General features: G+C 71.2%; 14 protein-coding genes. 2 read left to right on the forward strand and 12 right to left on the reverse strand.

Annotated elements, in window-relative coordinates; genetic code table 11:
• Positions 1 to 33 precede the first annotated feature (33 nt).
• The 6 genes from proB to AB0G01_RS10425 all read right to left on the reverse strand — a co-directional run bounded on the left by proB (position 34) and on the right by AB0G01_RS10425 (position 7,388).
• Positions 34 to 1,164: a glutamate 5-kinase gene (gene proB / locus AB0G01_RS10400; RefSeq protein ID WP_360942265.1), complete on the reverse strand. Its 1,131-nt coding sequence runs from the start codon at positions 1,162 to 1,164 to the stop codon at positions 34 to 36.
• A complete protein-coding gene (obgE, locus tag AB0G01_RS10405; protein WP_360942268.1) occupies positions 1,161 to 2,612 on the reverse strand; it encodes a GTPase ObgE in 1,452 nt (483 codons plus the stop codon). The genes proB and obgE overlap by 4 nt, the downstream gene beginning before the upstream one ends.
• A 104-nt stretch (positions 2,613 to 2,716) precedes the next feature.
• Positions 2,717 to 2,980 (reverse strand): 50S ribosomal protein L27, encoded by a 264-nt coding sequence (gene rpmA / locus AB0G01_RS10410; protein WP_360942271.1) that lies wholly within the window; start codon positions 2,978 to 2,980, stop codon positions 2,717 to 2,719.
• Between the two features lie 14 nt (positions 2,981 to 2,994).
• Positions 2,995 to 3,309, reverse strand: coding sequence for a 50S ribosomal protein L21 (gene rplU, locus AB0G01_RS10415; protein WP_360942274.1), 315 nt, complete (start codon positions 3,307 to 3,309; stop codon positions 2,995 to 2,997).
• 235 nt (positions 3,310 to 3,544) lie between these two features.
• Positions 3,545 to 6,433: a translation initiation factor IF-2 N-terminal domain-containing protein gene (locus AB0G01_RS10420; RefSeq protein WP_360942277.1), complete on the reverse strand. Its 2,889-nt coding sequence runs from the start codon at positions 6,431 to 6,433 to the stop codon at positions 3,545 to 3,547.
• A 184-nt stretch (positions 6,434 to 6,617) separates the two neighbouring features.
• Entirely contained in the window at positions 6,618 to 7,388 is a 771-nt protein-coding gene (locus AB0G01_RS10425) for a TIGR03936 family radical SAM-associated protein (RefSeq protein WP_360942280.1), read from the reverse strand.
• Positions 7,389 to 7,610: 222 nt separating this feature from the next.
• Here AB0G01_RS10425 and AB0G01_RS10430 point away from each other — a divergent pair, with 222 nt between their 5' ends.
• The gene (locus AB0G01_RS10430; RefSeq protein ID WP_360942283.1) at positions 7,611 to 9,122 is read left to right on the forward strand and encodes a S8 family serine peptidase; all 1,512 of its coding nucleotides are present in this window, start codon (positions 7,611 to 7,613) and stop codon (positions 9,120 to 9,122) included.
• Between the two features lie 59 nt (positions 9,123 to 9,181).
• Here AB0G01_RS10430 and AB0G01_RS10435 read toward each other — a convergent pair whose 3' ends face one another.
• The 6 genes from AB0G01_RS10435 to AB0G01_RS10460 form a co-directional block, all read right to left on the reverse strand.
• Positions 9,182 to 11,146, reverse strand: a complete 1,965-nt coding sequence (locus AB0G01_RS10435; protein ID WP_360942286.1) for a TIGR03960 family B12-binding radical SAM protein — start codon at positions 11,144 to 11,146, stop codon at positions 9,182 to 9,184.
• Between the two features lie 318 nt (positions 11,147 to 11,464).
• A complete protein-coding gene (locus tag AB0G01_RS10440) occupies positions 11,465 to 12,301 on the reverse strand; it encodes an ABC transporter permease (protein ID WP_360942289.1) in 837 nt (278 codons plus the stop codon).
• Between the two features lie 3 nt (positions 12,302 to 12,304).
• Positions 12,305 to 13,108, reverse strand: a complete 804-nt coding sequence (locus tag AB0G01_RS10445; protein WP_360942292.1) for an ABC transporter permease — start codon at positions 13,106 to 13,108, stop codon at positions 12,305 to 12,307.
• Positions 13,108 to 14,028, reverse strand: coding sequence for an ATP-binding cassette domain-containing protein (locus AB0G01_RS10450; RefSeq protein ID WP_360942295.1), 921 nt, complete (start codon positions 14,026 to 14,028; stop codon positions 13,108 to 13,110). The genes AB0G01_RS10445 and AB0G01_RS10450 overlap by 1 nt, the downstream gene beginning before the upstream one ends.
• A 163-nt stretch (positions 14,029 to 14,191) precedes the next feature.
• Positions 14,192 to 14,602 (reverse strand): nucleoside-diphosphate kinase, encoded by a 411-nt coding sequence (gene ndk / locus AB0G01_RS10455; protein WP_360942298.1) that lies wholly within the window; start codon positions 14,600 to 14,602, stop codon positions 14,192 to 14,194.
• Between the two features lie 460 nt (positions 14,603 to 15,062).
• Positions 15,063 to 15,284 (reverse strand): hypothetical protein, encoded by a 222-nt coding sequence (locus AB0G01_RS10460; protein ID WP_360942301.1) that lies wholly within the window; start codon positions 15,282 to 15,284, stop codon positions 15,063 to 15,065.
• Between the two features lie 549 nt (positions 15,285 to 15,833).
• Between AB0G01_RS10460 and AB0G01_RS10465 the strand changes: the two genes are divergently transcribed.
• Complete coding sequence (locus tag AB0G01_RS10465; RefSeq protein WP_360942304.1) at positions 15,834 to 16,145, forward strand: hypothetical protein; 312 nt, start codon at positions 15,834 to 15,836, stop codon at positions 16,143 to 16,145.
• The last annotated feature ends 123 nt before the right edge of the window (positions 16,146 to 16,268 follow it).

Consider the following 16,268-nt stretch of genomic DNA (forward strand, 5'->3'; position numbering starts at 1 on the left):
CAGGCAGTGGGTTGGCGGGTGAGTGGCAGTGGGCTAGTTGGCCGGGAGGGGCACGAGGTCGTCGGCGTGGACTACCTCGCGGCGTTGTTCGGCGGGGAGGTCGTAGCTCGACCGGCCGATCAGGGTCGGAAGTTCACCCGCGTCGAAGGCCACCACGCCGCGTGCCACGACGTGCCCGGACAGGTTCACCAGCTCGACCACGTCTCCGGCGTCGAACACCCCGTCGACCGCCGTGATCCCCGCGGCCAGCAGCGAGCGCCTGCGGTCGACGACCGCCGCCACCGCGCCGTCGTCCAGGGTGAGGCGGCCGGTGGCGTCGGCGGCGTGGCCCAGCCAGAAGCGGCGGGCGGTGAGGCGGGTGCCGGTGGTCGCGAAGGCGGTGCCGACGTCCGCCGGGCCCAGCGCCCGCACCGCATCCGCCGCGCCGGCCAACAGCACCGGTATCCCCGCCGACGCCGCCAGGCGCGCAGCGGCCAGTTTGGACGCCATTCCGCCGGTACCCAGACCGGACGCACCGACGGTGCCCGCGCGCACGCCGTCGACGTCGGCCGCGCCGGCGACCTCGGTGACGCGCTGCGCGCCGGGTTGGCGTGGATCACCGTCGTACAGGGCGTCCACGTCCGAGAGCAGGAAAAGGGCGTCCGCACCGACCAGGTGGGCGACCAGGGCGGCCAGGCGGTCGTTGTCGCCGAAGCGGATCTCCTCGGTGGCGACCGTGTCGTTCTCGTTCACGACCGGGACCGCGCCGAAGGCCAGCAGGCGGGAGAACGTGCGCTGGGCATTGCGGTAGTGCGCGCGGCGGACCACGTCGTCGGCGGTCAGCAGGACCTGGCCCACGGTCAGCGAGTACCGGCCGAACGAGTTCGCGTAGGCGTGGGCGAGGGTGAGCTGTCCGACGCTGGCCGCCGCCTGCTGGGTGGCCAGGTCGCGCGGCCTCCGGGTCACGCCCAGCGGGGCCAGGCCCGCCGCGATCGCGCCGGACGACACCAGCACCACCTGGCTGCCGGCCGCGCACCGGGCCGCCACCGCGTCGACCAGGGCGTCCAGCCGGGAGCGGTCCAAGCCGCCCTCGGCCGTGGTCAGCGAGGACGAGCCGACCTTCACCACGACCCGGCCCGCCGCCGAGACGGCCTGGCGGGCCCGGGACAGCTCCGAACCGGTCACTCTTCCTCTTCGAAGTCCTCGTAGACGCCGGGCAGCCGCCGTGCCTTCTTCGCCGCGAGGCGGTCCGACGCGCCGATGCGGTTGTTGGCCTCCAGGCGGGCGTCGGTGCCGCGACCGGCCATGGTCATGGCGATGCCGGCCGGGGTGGTCGGCTCCCAGTCGAACACCAGGTCGCCGATGGTGACCTGGCAACCGGGCAGCGCGCCCTGCTTGACCAGCACGTCCTCGACGCCCAACCGGGCCAGGCGGTCGGCCAGGTAGCCGACGGCCTCGTCGTTGCTGAAGTCCGTCTGGCGGATCCAGCGCTCGGGGCGCTCGCCGCGCACGATGAACCCGCCGGGCACCTGCGGGTCGTCCACGACGGTGAAGCCGGCGTCGTCCAGGGCGGTCGGCCGCAGCACGATCCGCGTCGACTCCTGCTTGGGGCGCGCCGCGCGGTACTCCTCGACCACGCGGGCCAGCGCGAAGGTGAACTCCCGCAACCCCTCCCGGCTGGCCGTGGACACCTCGAACACCGGCAGCCCGCGGGCCTGGATCTCGGGGCGGACGAGTTCCGCCAGGTCCCGCGCCTCCGGGATGTCGATCTTGTTCAGCACCACGACGCGCGGTCGCTCGGCGAGGTCGTCGGCCAGCGACGGGGTGTACCGGGCGAGTTCGGCTTCCAGCGCGTCGATGTCGGACAGCGGGTCGCGGTCGGCCTCGTAGGTGGCGCAGTCGACCACGTGCACGAGCACCGCGCAGCGCTCGATGTGCCGCAGGAAGTCCAGGCCGAGGCCCTTGCCCTCGGACGCGCCGGGGATCAGGCCGGGCACGTCGGCCATGGTGAAGACGGTGTCGCCACCGGTGATCACGCCGAGGTTGGGCACCAAAGTGGTGAACGGGTAGTCGGCGATCTTCGGCTTGGCCGCGGACAGCACCGAGATCAGCGACGACTTGCCCGCCGACGGGAAGCCCAGCAGGCCCACGTCGGCCACGGACTTGAGCTCCAGCACCAGGTCGTGCTGCTCGCCCGGCTCGCCGAGCAGGGCGAACCCGGGCGCTTTGCGGGCCTTGGACGCCAGCGACGCGTTGCCGAGCCCGCCGCGACCGCCCTGGGCCGCGATGAGCCGGGTGCCCTCACCGGTGAGGTCGGCCACCAGCTCGCCCTCGGGGGTGAGCACGACGGTGCCGTCCGGGACGCGCAACTCCAGGTCCGCGCCGTTCGCGCCGTCCCGGTTGCCGCCCTGGCCGCCCTTGCCGCTGCCGGCGTCGGCGTGCGGGCGGAAGTGGAAGTCCAGCAGGGTGTGCACCTGCGAGTCCACGACGAGGACGACGTCGCCGCCCTTGCCGCCGTTGCCGCCGTCGGGACCGCCCAGCGGCTTGAACTTCTCGCGGTGCACGGAGGCGACCCCGTTGCCGCCGTCACCGGCGGCAACGTGGATCACCACCCGGTCGACAAAACGGGACACGGGAAATCACTTCCAAGCGCTAGGTGCGGATGTTCTCTACACAAACAACTGAGCGCCGTGGTCCGCGCATTCCCGCGGACACACGGCGCTCAGAGAGGACTTGCTCAGGCGGCTGCCTGGACCGGAACGATGTTCACGGTCTTGCGGCCACGCTTGCTGCCGAACTCGACCGCGCCGGGCGTGAGCGCGAACAGCGTGTCGTCCTTGCCGCGACCCACGTTCACACCGGGGTGGAACTTGGTGCCGCGCTGGCGGATCAGGATCTCGCCGGCCTTGACGACCTGACCACCGAACCGCTTGACCCCGAGGTACTGGGGGTTCGAGTCACGGCCGTTGCGGGAGCTGGATGCACCCTTCTTGTGTGCCATGGCTAGTCAGATCCTCACTTACCGGAGATGCCGGTGACCTCGACGCGGGTCAACTTCTGGCGATGACCCTGGCGCTTGTGGTAACCAGTCTTGTTCTTGAACTTGTGGATGCGGATCTTGGGACCCTTGGTCTGCTCGACGACCTTGCCGGTCACCGAGATCTTTCCCAGGGCGTCGGCGTCGGCGGTGACGTCGGAGCCGTCCACGACGAGAAGCGGCGCCGGGAAGTTGATTTCGGTGCCGGGTTCGCCTTCGAGCTTCTCGACCTCGACGACGTCGCCGACAGCCACCTTGTACTGCTTGCCGCCGGTCTTGACGATCGCGTACATCGGGACGGAAGTCTCCTGCTACTCGACGGACGGGCCACGCGCGCCTCAGGGCCACCAAGAGCTTGCAGTGACTGGGCTTCGCACGACTGGGCCCACCGGACGGCGGACCGTGCATCAGGTTACGTGGCAGTGGACCGCAGGGTCAAACCGGGGTCGGTATGACCTGATCGACCTGGTCACCGCCGGTATGGCCTCGGTCGCCCGAGGCCATACCCGTTGCTCGCGGAGTTCCCGCTCAGCCTTCCTTGACCGCGCCCAGGGGCGGGCCGGCCGGGCGGGAGGCGGCCCGGCGGGTGCGGCGGCGGGTCGCCACCGGGGGCTCGCCGTGGCCGTTGAGCGACTGGTCCGCGGCGTTCGCCTCGGCCTTGCCGACCTGCGTCGGCGGCTGGACGTGCACCGGCTCGTCCACCTGGACGGGCGCGGCCACGACCGGCTCGACCACGGCGGGCGCGACTACGACCGGCTCGACCGCCACGGGCGCGGCCTCGACCGGCTCCGCAGCGGCGGGCGCGGCCTCGACGGGCTCGGCCACCGGCTCCGGCCGGGTGACGGCCTCCGCGACCGCCTCCGGCTGGGCGACGACGGCCACGACGGGCTCCGCGACCGGTGCTGCCACCGGCTCGACGGGTGCGCCGGTGTGGCCGGCATCACTCGCCTCGGCCTCGGCGGCTTCCTGGCGGCTCACCGCCCCGGCCTCGCGGCGGGCCCGGCGGCGCTGGCGGCGTTCGCGCTTGGGCTCGACGGCGTCGTCGGCGGGCTCGTCCGGAGTGGACGGCACGACGACCTCGGGCTCCCGCACGGGCTCCGGCACCACGTCGGCGACGGGCTCCGGCGTGTCCCCGCCCCTGCCGCGCCGCGACTTGCGGCTCTGCTGTTGCTGCTGTTGCTGCTGTTGTTGCTGCTGCTGACCCTGCTGCCCCTGCTGCCCCTGCTGGCCGTTGGACGGGCCGTTGGACGGGCTGTGGGAGTGCGCCAGCTCGGTCGTCACGATCACGCCACGTCCGCGGCAGTGCTCGCAGGTCGCGGAGAACGCCTCCAGCAGGCCCGTGCCGACCCGCTTGCGGGTCATCTGCACCAGACCCAGCGACGTCACCTCGGCCACCTGGTGGCGCGTCCGGTCCCGGCCCAGGCACTCGGTCAGCCGGCGCAGCACCAGGTCGCGGTTGGACTCCAGGACCATGTCGATGAAGTCGATGACGATGATGCCGCCGACGTCCCGCAACCGGAGCTGGCGGACGATCTCCTCGGCCGCCTCCAGGTTGTTCCGGGTCACCGTCTCTTCCAGGTTTCCACCCGAACCGGTGAACTTGCCGGTGTTGACGTCGATGACCGTCATGGCCTCGGTGCGGTCGATCACGAGGTAGCCGCCCGAGGGCAGCCACACCTTGCGGTCCAGCGCTTTGAGCAACTGCTCGTCGATGCGGTGCTCCACGAACACGTCGTTGTTGCCCACGTGCCGGCGCAACCGCTCCTGGAGGTCCGGAGCGACGTGCCGCACGTAGGCGTCGATGGTCTCCCACGCGTCCGAGCCCTGGACGATCAACGCGGCGAAGTCCTCGGTGAACAGGTCGCGCACGACCTTGACCAAGAGGTCCGGCTCTTCGTAGAGGAGCTGCGGTGCCTGGGCGCGGGGCGTGCCCGCCTTGTCCTTGATGACCTGCCAGCTCGCCTGGAGGCGGGTGACGTCGCGCGCCAGCTCCACCTCGGCGATGCCCTCGGAGGCGGTGCGGATGATCACGCCGGCGTCCTCGGGGACGATCTTCTTCAGGATGTCCTTGAGGCGCTTGCGCTCGTTGTCGGGCAGCTTGCGGCTGATGCCCGTCGCGCCGCCGCCGGGCACGTAGACCAGGAACCGGCCGGGCAGGCTGATCTGGGTGGTCAGGCGCGCGCCCTTGTGGCCGACGGGGTCCTTGGTGACCTGCACCAGGACGCTGTCGCCGCTGGACAGGGCCTGCTCGATCTTGCGGGCCTTGCCCTCCAGGCCGGCCGCGTCCCAGTCGACCTCGCCGGCGTAGAGCACCGCGTTGCGGCCCCGGCCGATGTCGATGAAGGCCGCCTCCATGGACGGCAGCACGTTCTGCACGCGGCCCAGGTAGACGTTGCCGACCAGCGAACCGGTGCCCGACGACGTGACGAAATGTTCCACCAGCACGCCGTCCTCCAGCACGCCGATCTGCGTGCGGTCGCCGCGCTCGCGCACCACCATGGTGCGCTCGACCGCTTCGCGGCGGGCCAGGAACTCGGCCTCGGACAGCACCGGGGCGCGGCGGCGGCCGGCTTCCCGGCCGTCCCGGCGGCGCTGGCGCTTGGCCTCCAGCCGGGTCGAGCCGCGCACGCTGCGCACCTCGTTCTGGGCGGCCTCGGAGTCGGCCTTGTCGTCGCGCGCGTCGCGGACCTCGCGGACGTGCACGACGGTGTTCGGCGGGTCGTCCTCGGTCACGGCGGCTTCGTCGTCCGCGCCGACCTTGCGGCGGCGGCGACGCCGGCGACGCCGGCTGGTGCCGCCGTCGGAGTCGTCGTCGGTCTGGAGCTCGGCGACCTCGGGCTCCTCGGCCTCGACGGGCTCCTCGGCCGACTCGTCGTCGTCGCCCTGCCCGTCTTCGCCCACGCCCTTGCCGCGACCACGGCCACGACGGCCACGACGGCGGCGGCGACGGCCGTCACCCTCGTCACCGGCGTCGTCGGACGCGTCGGCGTCGGTCTCGTCCTCGTGCGGCTCCTCCTCGACCACCACGACGGCCGCCGGGGCGGCGACCGGGGCGGCGACCGGGGCGGGCGGCAGGAAGACCGCGGACGGCGGCGCGAACAGCGGTGTGAGCGCGGCCACCTCCCGGGCGGGCAGCGCGGGTTCCTCGGTGGCCTCGTCCACGTCACCGGTGACGATGTCGTCCCAGTTCAGCAGGCTCTCGGCCACCTTGAGGGCCAGGTCGCGCGCCACGCTGGACTGGGCACCCTTGACGGTTTCCCCCAGGTCGGCCAGCGCGGCCACGACGTCCTTGCTGCTGGTGCCCAGCAGCTTCGCCAGCGCGTGCACCCGCAGCTTCGCGGGCAGGTCCGCCAGCGCGGGGTGCGCGGATGTGGCGTTACCCCCGCCGGCTCCGGCGGGCTTGTTCGTGTTCGACAATGCAGCTCCTCCGCCCCCGGGCGCGTCTTGGGAGACGCGGGCCGCGCAGGGGCCTCTCTTGTCCACTCACCGCCGCGGCTGGCGGCGGGAATCCTTTGTTTTGCCGATCGCGCTGTGCGCGGGGCACAGCAGGTCCTCACTCCACCTCGACGACGCCGTCAGCATCGCTCCGGCGGAAGTCCGGTCAAACCTCCGCCACCCGGTCAAGGGCGAGCGGGTCGACCAGGCCACCTTCGTCGTCGAGCCGCCCCTGCGCCATCCGGGTCGCCTTCGCGGGGACCGGCGGAACCAGGTCGGCGACGACTCGGAGCGCACTCAGCACGTCGTCGGGCCGGACGGTAGGTGTTGTCTGCCGCACGACCACCACAAGTATCCCACACGGTTGTGACAAATCCCGTGCATCGTGTCCCGCGTCGCTCGAATGCGCCTGGACCTGCACCGACTCGGCGGGTCCCGGCATGGCGGGGCGCGTCCCGGCGGACACGACCGCCGGGCGGACGTCGATCACCCGCTTGCCGTCCTTGGTGAGCCGCTCGACCTCGACCGACTCGGCCGCGAGGAGCGCGGCCACCGCATCAGTCAGCCGTTCGGGTGAAATACCCGGCAGCTCCACCTGCCAGGAACTGGCCTCGATCCGCTCGGGCAGCGTGCCCCCGGTCGCCTCCACGACCTCCAGCACGTCCAGACCGGGCGGCAGGGCCTCGTCCAGCACCACCCGCAGCGCCTCCGGATCGAGCCGCTCCACCACCTGGACCTCGACGTACTCGGCCTCGCTGGCCACGCCGGTCGGCGCGGCACCCACCCACGAGACCTTGGGGTGCGGGCTGAAGCCCTGGGAGTAGGCCATGGGCACGCCCGCCCGCCGCAGCGCGCGCTCGAAGGTCCGGGCGATGTCGCGGTGCGAGGTGAACCGCAGCCGACCGCGCTTGGCGTAGCGCAGCCGGAGCTTCTGCACGGGCGCGGCCGACGGGTTGGGCTGCTGCTGGCGACTCAGTGCTACTCCCCTTGGGTGCGGGTGGGCTGCCGACTGGTCTAAGCACCCCAACGGTCCACGCTTGTACTCCGACGGGACGGTACCTTGGTGGCGTTCCGCACCGTTGAGCTTGTCTGGTCGGGCCTGCCTGGCTACCGTCCGGCACCAGAGGTCAACCCGGTAGCCCAGCACTGGAGGTCCCCCGTGCCTCTGCTCCGCCGCGTCCGAGCGGTCGCGGTCAGCGCAGCGCTGCTCGCGACCGGCTTCCTGGTGGCGTCCGGGCCCACCCCGGCATCCGCCGACGAACTGCCGGCGGCCGAGGACTGCATCCACCCCGGTCCCACCCTGCGCTACCTGGTCGTGCTCGACCCGGGCACCAGCGAACCGCTGGCGAACGCCCTGGTCACGGGCGCGTGCGGGACGACGGCGGGCTACTACCCGCAGATCGGCGTGGCCGTGGCGGTCTCCGCGGACCCCCGTTTCGGTCGCCGCATCGGCGCGGACCGCGCCTACAGCGCGCAGGCGGACGGCATGTCCAAGAAGACCGGCGCGCCCGCCCGGACGAAGTTCGACGACGAGGCACCGGCCGGCCGGGTGGCCTCGGGACGGGCGGACCGCACCGCCGAGCAGTGGGACATGGACCTGATCAGGGCCGCCGAGGCGCACGCGATCAGCAAGGGCAGCCGGGACGTGGTGGTCGGCGTGCTGGACTCGGGCATCGACCCGACGCACCCGGACCTGGTCGGCGCGCTGGACCCGGCGCTGTCGGCGGGCTGCACGACGGGCGTGGCGGACCCCGCGCCGGGTGCGTGGTCGCCGACGACCTCCGCGCACGGCACGCACGTCGCGGGGACCATCGCGGCGGCCGAGGACGGCTCGGGCACGACGGGTGTCGCGCCGGGTGTGCGGATCGCGTCGGTGAAGGTCGTGGACGACGCCGGGTTCATCTACCCCGAGTACGCGGTGTGCGGGTTCATGTGGGCGGCGACCCACGCCATGACCGTGACCAACAACAGCTACTTCATCGACCCGTGGGTGTTCACCTGCCAGAACAAGGCCGGGCAGTCCGTCGTCTACGAGGCCGTGCGGCGCGCGGTGGACTACGCGACCGGCCGTGGCGTGCTGACCGTGGCGGCGTCGGGCAACGGCGCGGCCGACCTGACCAAGCCCGGCACGGACGCGCAGAGCCCCACCAACGCGGCACCGGAGGACGTGAAACCGCGCCCGGTGGACAACACGTGCCTGGTGCTGCCCGCGCAACTGCCCAAGGTGGTGGGCGTGTCGTCCGTGGGTGTGTCGAAGCTGAAGGCCGGGTACTCGTCGTACGGACTCGGCGCGGTGGACGTGACCGCACCGGGCGGTGACCGCAAGCAGGAGGAGCCCGAGGCGGGCCAGGCGTGCGTGCTGTCGACCGTGCCGTCGGGCTACGACTACTCGTGCGGCACGTCGATGGCCGCGCCGCACGTGTCCGGGGTGGCGGCGCTACTGGCGTCCACGCACCCGAGCGCGTCGCCGACCGAGCTCACCCGGATGTTGAACTCGCAAGCCGAGACACTCCCCTGTCCCGCCGACTACGACCTGAACGGCACGGGCGCGCAGGACGCGTACTGCACCGGGTACTCGGAGTACAACGGCTTCTACGGCCACGGCCTGGTGGACGCGCTGGCCGCCGTGAAGGCCCCGCAGACCGAAAACGGCGGGCGCGGCAGCAAGTAGGCCGGCCGCGTCCGAGCCGTGGCGCTCGACAGCTCGGATGATCCGCCCTCGAACACCGGTCAGGGCTGGGTCAGCGCCGGGTTGCGGACCGGGCTCCCCGTGCCCACCGGCGAGATCGGGAGCAGGGTGCGGCCGGTGGGGCCCACCTCGATGTCGGTTCCCATCGCCGGGCACACGCCGCAGTCGAAGCACGGTGTCCAGCGGCAGTCGTCCTGCTCCCGCTCGTCCAGGGCGTCCTGCCAGTCCGCCCACAGCCACTCCTTGTCCAGGCCCGAGTCCAGGTGGTCCCAAGGCAGGACTTCGAGCTCCTCGCGTTCCCGGGTGGTGAACCAGGCCAGGTCCACGCCGTGCGGGGGCAGTTCCCGCGCCGCCGCGTCCACCCAGCGGTCGTAGGAGAAGTGCTCGGACCAGCCGTCGAACCGGCCGCCCTCGCGCCACACCCGCTCGATCACGTGGCCGATCCGGCGGTCGCCCCGGGAGAGCAGACCTTCGATCAGGGACGGTTTGCCGTCGTGGTAGCGCATCCCGATGTTCCGGCCGAGCGCGCGGTCCGAGTTCACCGCGTCGCGCAGCTTCTTCAGCCGACTGTCCACCGTGGCCGGGTCGCACTGCGCGGCCCACTGGAACGGGGTGTGGGGCTTGGGGACGAACCCGCCGATGGAGATGGTGCAGCGGATGTCCTTGCGCCCGCTCACGTCGCGGCCGGCGCGGATGACGTTCTTCGCCATCTCGGCGATCTGGAGGACGTCGTCGTCGGTCTCGGTGGGCAGGCCGCACATGAAGTACAGCTTCACCTGCCGCCACCCCGCGCTGAAGGCGGCGCTGACCGTGCGGATCAGGTCCTCTTCGGACACCATCTTGTTGATCACGCGGCGAATCCGCTCGCTGCCGCCCTCCGGCGCGAACGTGAGGCCCGACCGGCGGCCGTTGCGCGACAGCTCGTTCGCCAGGTCGATGTTGAACGCGTCGACCCGGGTGCTGGGCAGCGACAGGCTGGTGTTCGTGCCCTCGTAGCGGTCCGCCAGGCCCTTGGTGACCTCGGCGATCTCCGAGTGGTCGGCGCTGGACAGCGAGAGCAGGCCGACTTCTTCGAAACCGGTCGCCGCCAGGCCGCGCTGGACCATCGCGCCGATGCCCTCGATGGAGCGCTCGCGCACCGGCCTGGTGATCATCCCGGCCTGGCAGAAGCGGCACCCCCGGGTGCAGCCCCGGAAGATCTCCACGCTCATCCGCTCGTGCACGGACTCGGCCAGCGGCACCAGCGGCTGCTTCGGGTACGGCCAGGCGTCCAGGTCCATCGTGGTCCGCTTGAACACCCGGTACGGCACGCGCTCGCGGTTGGGCACGACCCGCTGGATGCGGCCGTCGGGCAGGTACTCGACGTCGTAGAACCGGGGCACGTACACGCCGCCGGTCTCGGCCAGGCGGGTCAGCAGCTCGTCCCGGCCGCCGGGGCGGCCCTCCGCCTTCCAGGCGCGCACCAGGTCGGTGATCTCCAGGACGGCTTCCTCGCCGTCGCCGAGCACGGCCGCGTCGACGAACCGCGAGATCGGCTCGGGGTTGAACGCCGCGTGCCCGCCGGCGACCACCACCGGGTCGTCCTCGGTGCGGTCGGCGGCGTGCAGCGGGATACCGGCCAGGTCCAGGGCTGTGAGCAGGTTGGTGTAGCCGAGTTCGGTGGCGAAGCTGACGCCGAGCAGGTCGAACGCCTTGACCGGCCGGTGCGAGTCCACGGTGAACTGGGGCACGCCGTGCTCGCGCATCAGCCGTTCGAGGTCGGGCCACACCGCGTAGGTGCGCTCGGCGAGCACGTCCGGCTGCTCGTTGAGGACCTCGTAGAGGATCATGACGCCCTGGTTGGGCAACCCGACCTCGTAGGCGTCCGGGTACATCAGGGACCACCGCACGGTCGTGGCGTCCCAGTCCTTGACGGTCGCGTTGAGCTCCCCGCCGACGTACTGGACCGGCTTCGACACCTGCGGCAGCAGCGGTTCCAACGCGGGGAAGACCGACTCGACACTCACGCGGTCAGGGTAACGGCACCGCCACGTCCGGTCAGAACAGCGGTCCGGTGAGGGTGCGGCCGAGTCCCCCTCTCGCACCCGCGCAGAGGCCGAAGAACATCAGGGACGCGCCGACGACCACCAGCACCCCCGCTCGCCCGGGTGGCGAGCTCGGGCGAGGGGACGCCCGTCGAGGCGGCGTAGCCCGCCATGGCGTCGGTCTGGGTGAGGTGGCCCATCGCCGAGCCGAGAACAGCAGCACGAACAGGATGCGGCCGAGGAGTGCGATGACGCCCACGACGACCTCCCGTAGTGCGGTCCGTCCAGTGTTCGACCAGGTCAGGCGGTGAGCAACCGGCCGAGCCGCTTGGTCGCCACCACTCCCCCGATCGTGGCCATCACCAGGAAGTAGCCGACGTGGACGAGCAGGCCCCAGCCGACGAAACCCGTGGTCAGGGCCCTGGTGAGCTCGACGGCGTGGTAGAGCGGGGTGAACTGGACAACCGTCTGGAGGACGGGCGGGTAGACGGCCAGCGGGAAGAACGTCGTGGAGAACAGGAACAGCGGCAGCACGAACAACTGGACCAGGTCGAAGTCCTGCCACGAGCGCATGAACGTGGTCGCGGCCATGCCGACGGCGGCGAACGCGACCGCGACGAGCAGGCACGCGGGGAGCGCGAGCAGCGCCCACGGCGAGGCGACGAGGCCGAACCCGAGCATCACGGCGAGGAACCCGGCGGAGTAGAGGCCGCCGCGCAGCAGCGCCCAGGTCGCCTCGCCGAGCGCGATGTCCACCGGTCCCATCGGGGTGGCGAGCACGGCGTCGTACACCTTGGCGTACTTGAACTTGAAGAACAGGTTGTAGGTGGTGTCGAACACCGCGCCGTTCATCGCGGACGCGGCGAGCAGCGCCGGCGCGACGAACTCCGCGTAGGGCAGCGGCCCGCCGGGGCCCGCGACGGTGGCGACGAGCTTGCCGAAGCCGAACCCGAGCGAGAGCAGGAACAGCACCGGCTCGAAGAACCCGGACACCACCGACAGCCACGCCCGCCGGTTGACCAGGAAGGCGCGCTCCACCAGGACGTGCGCCCGGCCCGCGTACAGGCCTGGCGGCACGATCCGGAACAGCAGGCCGACGCGGTTGCCCGGCCCGGCCCGGTCGAGGAGTCCGGTCACGGGTCACACCGCCAGTCGTCGGTGGAAGTAGCGGCGGGCCAGCACGACGCCCACGGCGGCCACGGCCGCCAGGTAGGCGATGTGGCCCAGCGCCGGGAGCGGGTCGAGCGAGCCGAACGAGACGCCGCGCGCGAGTTCGATGCCGTGCCACACGGGGGTGACCCAGGCGAGCGGGTGCAGCCACCCCGGGAGCTGGCTGATCGGGAAGAACGCCCCGGTGAACAACGTCATCGGGATGAGGACGAAGCGGTAGAGGCCGGTGAACGCCTCGGGTTTCTCCCGGGTCGCGGTGAACGCGACGACCGGCGCGCTGAACGCCATGCCGGACAGCACGGCGAACGGCACGGCGAACACGGCGGCCGGGCTGGTCACCGCGCCGAGCAAGGCCGCGACCAGCAGGAACGCCGTGGCCCCGGCGGCGAGCTTCAGCGCGATCCAGAGCAGTTGGCCGTAGAGCACCTGGGCGGGTGTGATCGGCGTGGACACGATGCCGAGGTAGGTCTTCTGCCACCTGAACGCGGAGAAGACCGCGTAGGTGGACTCGAACATCGCGCTCTGCACGGCGGCGGTGACGATCAGCGCGGGCGCGAGGAACACCACGTACCGCAGGCCGCCGGTCGCGTCACCGGGCTGCACCTGGGAGCCGAAGCCCACGCCCATGGCGAGCAGGAACAGCACCGGCTGGACGAAGTTGGAGATCGCGGTGGCGCGCCAGTTGCGGCGGTACCAGGCCCAGAGGCCCTCGACCACGAGCAGCGCGGCGCGCGCGGAGTTCGGCGGCACCAGTCGGTGGGGGTTCGGCGGCATCAGTCGACCAGGGTCCGTCCGGTGAGGCGGAGGAAAACGTCCTCCAGGGAGCCCCGGCGGACCAGGCTGGACGTGGGCCGCACGCCGCGCGCGTGCACGGCGGACAGCGCCGCCTCGCCGTCGACGGTGTAGAGCAGCAGCCGGTCGGGCAGCACCTCGACGCGGTCGGCGATGCCCTCGACCGGGACCGGGTCCTGTTCGCCGGGCGGAAAGCGCAGTTCGAGCACCTCGCGGGTGGAGTACCGGCGGATCAGCTCGCCCGGCGAGCCCTCGGCGGCGATCCGGCCGCCGTCCATCACCACGAGCCGGTCGCAGAGCTGCTCGGCCTCGTCCATGTAGTGCGTGGTGATGATGAGGGTGACGCCGTTCTGCTTGAGCCGGAAAAGCCGGTCCCACAACAGGTGGCGGGCCTGCGGGTCGAGGCCCGTGGTCGGTTCGTCGAGCACCACGAGCTCGGGGTCGTTGACCAGCGAGCGGGCGATGGTGAGCCGGCGCTTCATGCCGCCGGAGAGCGGTTCGACCTCGTCGTCGGCGCGGTCGGTGAGCTGGGCGAACTCCAGCAGCTCCACCGCCTTGGCGCGGACCTGCGCCTTGGACAGGCCGAAGTAGCGGCCGTAGACCTCCAGGTTCTGCCGCACGGTCAGCTCGGTGTCGAGGTTGTCGAGCTGCGGCACGATGCCGAGGCGGGCCCGGATGCGCGGGCCGTCGCGGTCCGGGTCCATGCCCAGCACGGTCAACTCGCCGCCGCTGCGCGGGGACACGCAGGACACCATCCGCATGGTGGAGGACTTGCCCGCGCCGTTGGGGCCCAGGAACCCGAACGCCTCGCCCCGGCCGACCGTCACGTCGATGCCCCGGACGGCCTCGAACGCACCGAAGTGCTTCGTCAGGTTGCGGGCTTCGACGAGGGCTGTGGTCACGGACACCACGGTAGTCGCGGGGTACGACAATCCCGGAGCCGATTCCGGGTGGTCGCGTGGGGATCGCCCCGGCGCGCACCGACCGCCGTGGACGAGCGGCTGTCGGTGCGTGCCGGCGTGACGGCCCGGTCCTCGGCGGTCCGGGCCGTTCGGCACAGGTGGCTCAGAGGTGGGGGAACCAGAGCTTGATCTCGCGCTCGGCGGACTCCGGCGAGTCCGAGCCGTGCACCAGGTTGAACTGGACCTCAAGGCCGAAGTCGCCGCGGATGGTGCCCGGCGTGGCCTTCTCCACCGGGTCGGTGCCGCCGGCCAACTGGCGGAACGCCGAGATCGCCCGCGTGCCCTCCACGACCAGCGCCACGAGCGGGCCGCCGGTGATGAACTCGACCAGGTCGCCGAAGAACGGCTTGCCGTCGTGTTCCGCGTAGTGCTGCTCGGCGGTCGCGCGGTCCACGGTGCGCAGTTCGAGCGCGGCCAGGGACAGGCCCTTGCGCTCGATGCGGGAGATGACCTCGCCGACCAGGCCGCGGCTGACGCCGTCGGGCTTGACCAGGACCAGGGTGCGCTCGCTCACGGCCGTCAGTACTCCTTCGTACGGGATCATGCAAGTGGGTGAAGAGTAGCCGGAGGTGTGACGGCTCCGGTCGTGCCCACCGGGAAGTTCCTCGTCACGTGCGGCCTGCGAGCTGACATCGCACCGGTCTCGCGACCACATCGGCATTCCGGTGCCGCGATTCCCCGTCGGATTGAATCCGCCTTTGTGGACAGACCGCCGAACCGGTATGGCATATGCGCGGTCACCGCTGAGCGAGCCGTTCCCGTATCGCTCGGCGCAGTGAAATATGAGCATTCCGCATGAAACGCACCCTGGGCCGTTCGAACTAGCCCATGTGGTTAAATTTTCGCCGCCACCACCTGGATCGAGGACGTTCGTACTGGTGACCCGGACGAGGACGCGGCGGACTTGTAAGATCCGGTGGGTCGGGAATCGATGTGGCCCAATGGGGTGATGACGTCTTCCGCACGCCACCGCCTCACCGGCGGCGTCGTGGCGGGTTTGCGCTGTTGTGGCACACGGCGATGCTGATCAGGGAGGCGATGATGACGTTGAGGGTCCCGTTCAGCGGCCCTCCGTCGATACCGAGCACCGCCATCGCGATGATGCCCCCGAGCGTGGTGAACAACGCGACGATCAGCACCGTGGTCAGCCGTCGTCGCCGGGTGTCCTCCTCGCGGCGCACCAGGGGGCGGTCCACCGGATCGACGTCCTCGCGAATCTCCCGGCGGTGGCGGCCCGGACTCCGGTACGGCTGTTCGGCCTGGCCATCGTCACCCGGGCGCGGCGGGTCCGCGTCGTCTGGGTGCCTTTCGAGCTCACGAGGACTCACGGACGCCTTTTCCGGTGGTGTTTTCGGGATGTGCCAAGCCGGCGCGGCCGGCGGGAAGTTGCCGCTGCCACCGGTTCTCCGTCCCGGCGTCCGATCCGCCGGAGCACGCCGTCGACCCCGTCGAAACTGGCGAGGAGGTAAGCCGTTCACACGTTCTCCTTGATGCACATGGCAGGCCATGTGAGATGAGACGAGGGCACTCTAACAACATGTGACTTAGCCGCTACCGATCACCGCACATTACTCGTGCGAATCCCACTTTTGGAGCAACTCGCACCCACACAGAGCACGCATACATCACGTGGAATGAGGGACGCAGATCTATCCGGGACCTGCCGACCGGATGTCATACTGATCATGGAAACGTCGGGACCACTGGTCCCGAGGTCACCAGCCCGCCTGGAGGAGGAGGATCGCGTGACGACCCGTGCAGCAGGTGGAGCCGAGCGACGAGGCGGCAAGAACAAACCCGCCGAGGACGAACCCGCTGACAAAGTCCCGCAGCCCGCCGACAAGCCCACCCGGCTGAGCGTCAACATCAGCGCGGCCACCGAGGAAACATTGCAGATGATCGTCGATCGCGAGGGCATCACCATGACCGAGGCGGTCAGGAGGATGATCGGGTACGGCAGGGTCCTCTACGAGGCCACCGTCGTGAACGACGACGAGGTCCTCATCCGTCGCGGAGGACGCACCGGAGGACAAACCGATCGCATCATCATCGTGTGACCTCTCGCGCTTGTCGAACCACGCCGATCACCTCTCGCCTTCGCCTCATCACCCCCTCCGCACCCGCTGTTCGTCCCCGCTCCGAGTGCTGGCCACCCCGGACACCCGTCGCACCGAAGACCC

Source organism: Actinosynnema sp. NPDC023587 (assembly GCF_040640215.1).
Taxonomy (GTDB): domain Bacteria; phylum Actinomycetota; class Actinomycetes; order Mycobacteriales; family Pseudonocardiaceae; genus Actinosynnema.

Bases quoted from the DNA above. Each gene is read 5' to 3' on its own strand.
- rpmA (WP_360942271.1), bottom strand. From the start codon at position 2,980: ATGGCACACAAGAAGGGTGCATCCAGCTCCCGCAACGGCCGTGACTCG.
- rplU (WP_360942274.1), bottom strand. From the start codon at position 3,309: ATGTACGCGATCGTCAAGACCGGCGGCAAGCAGTACAAGGTGGCTGTC.
- AB0G01_RS10445 (WP_360942292.1), bottom strand. From the start codon at position 13,108: ATGCCGCCGAACCCCCACCGACTGGTGCCGCCGAACTCCGCGCGCGCC.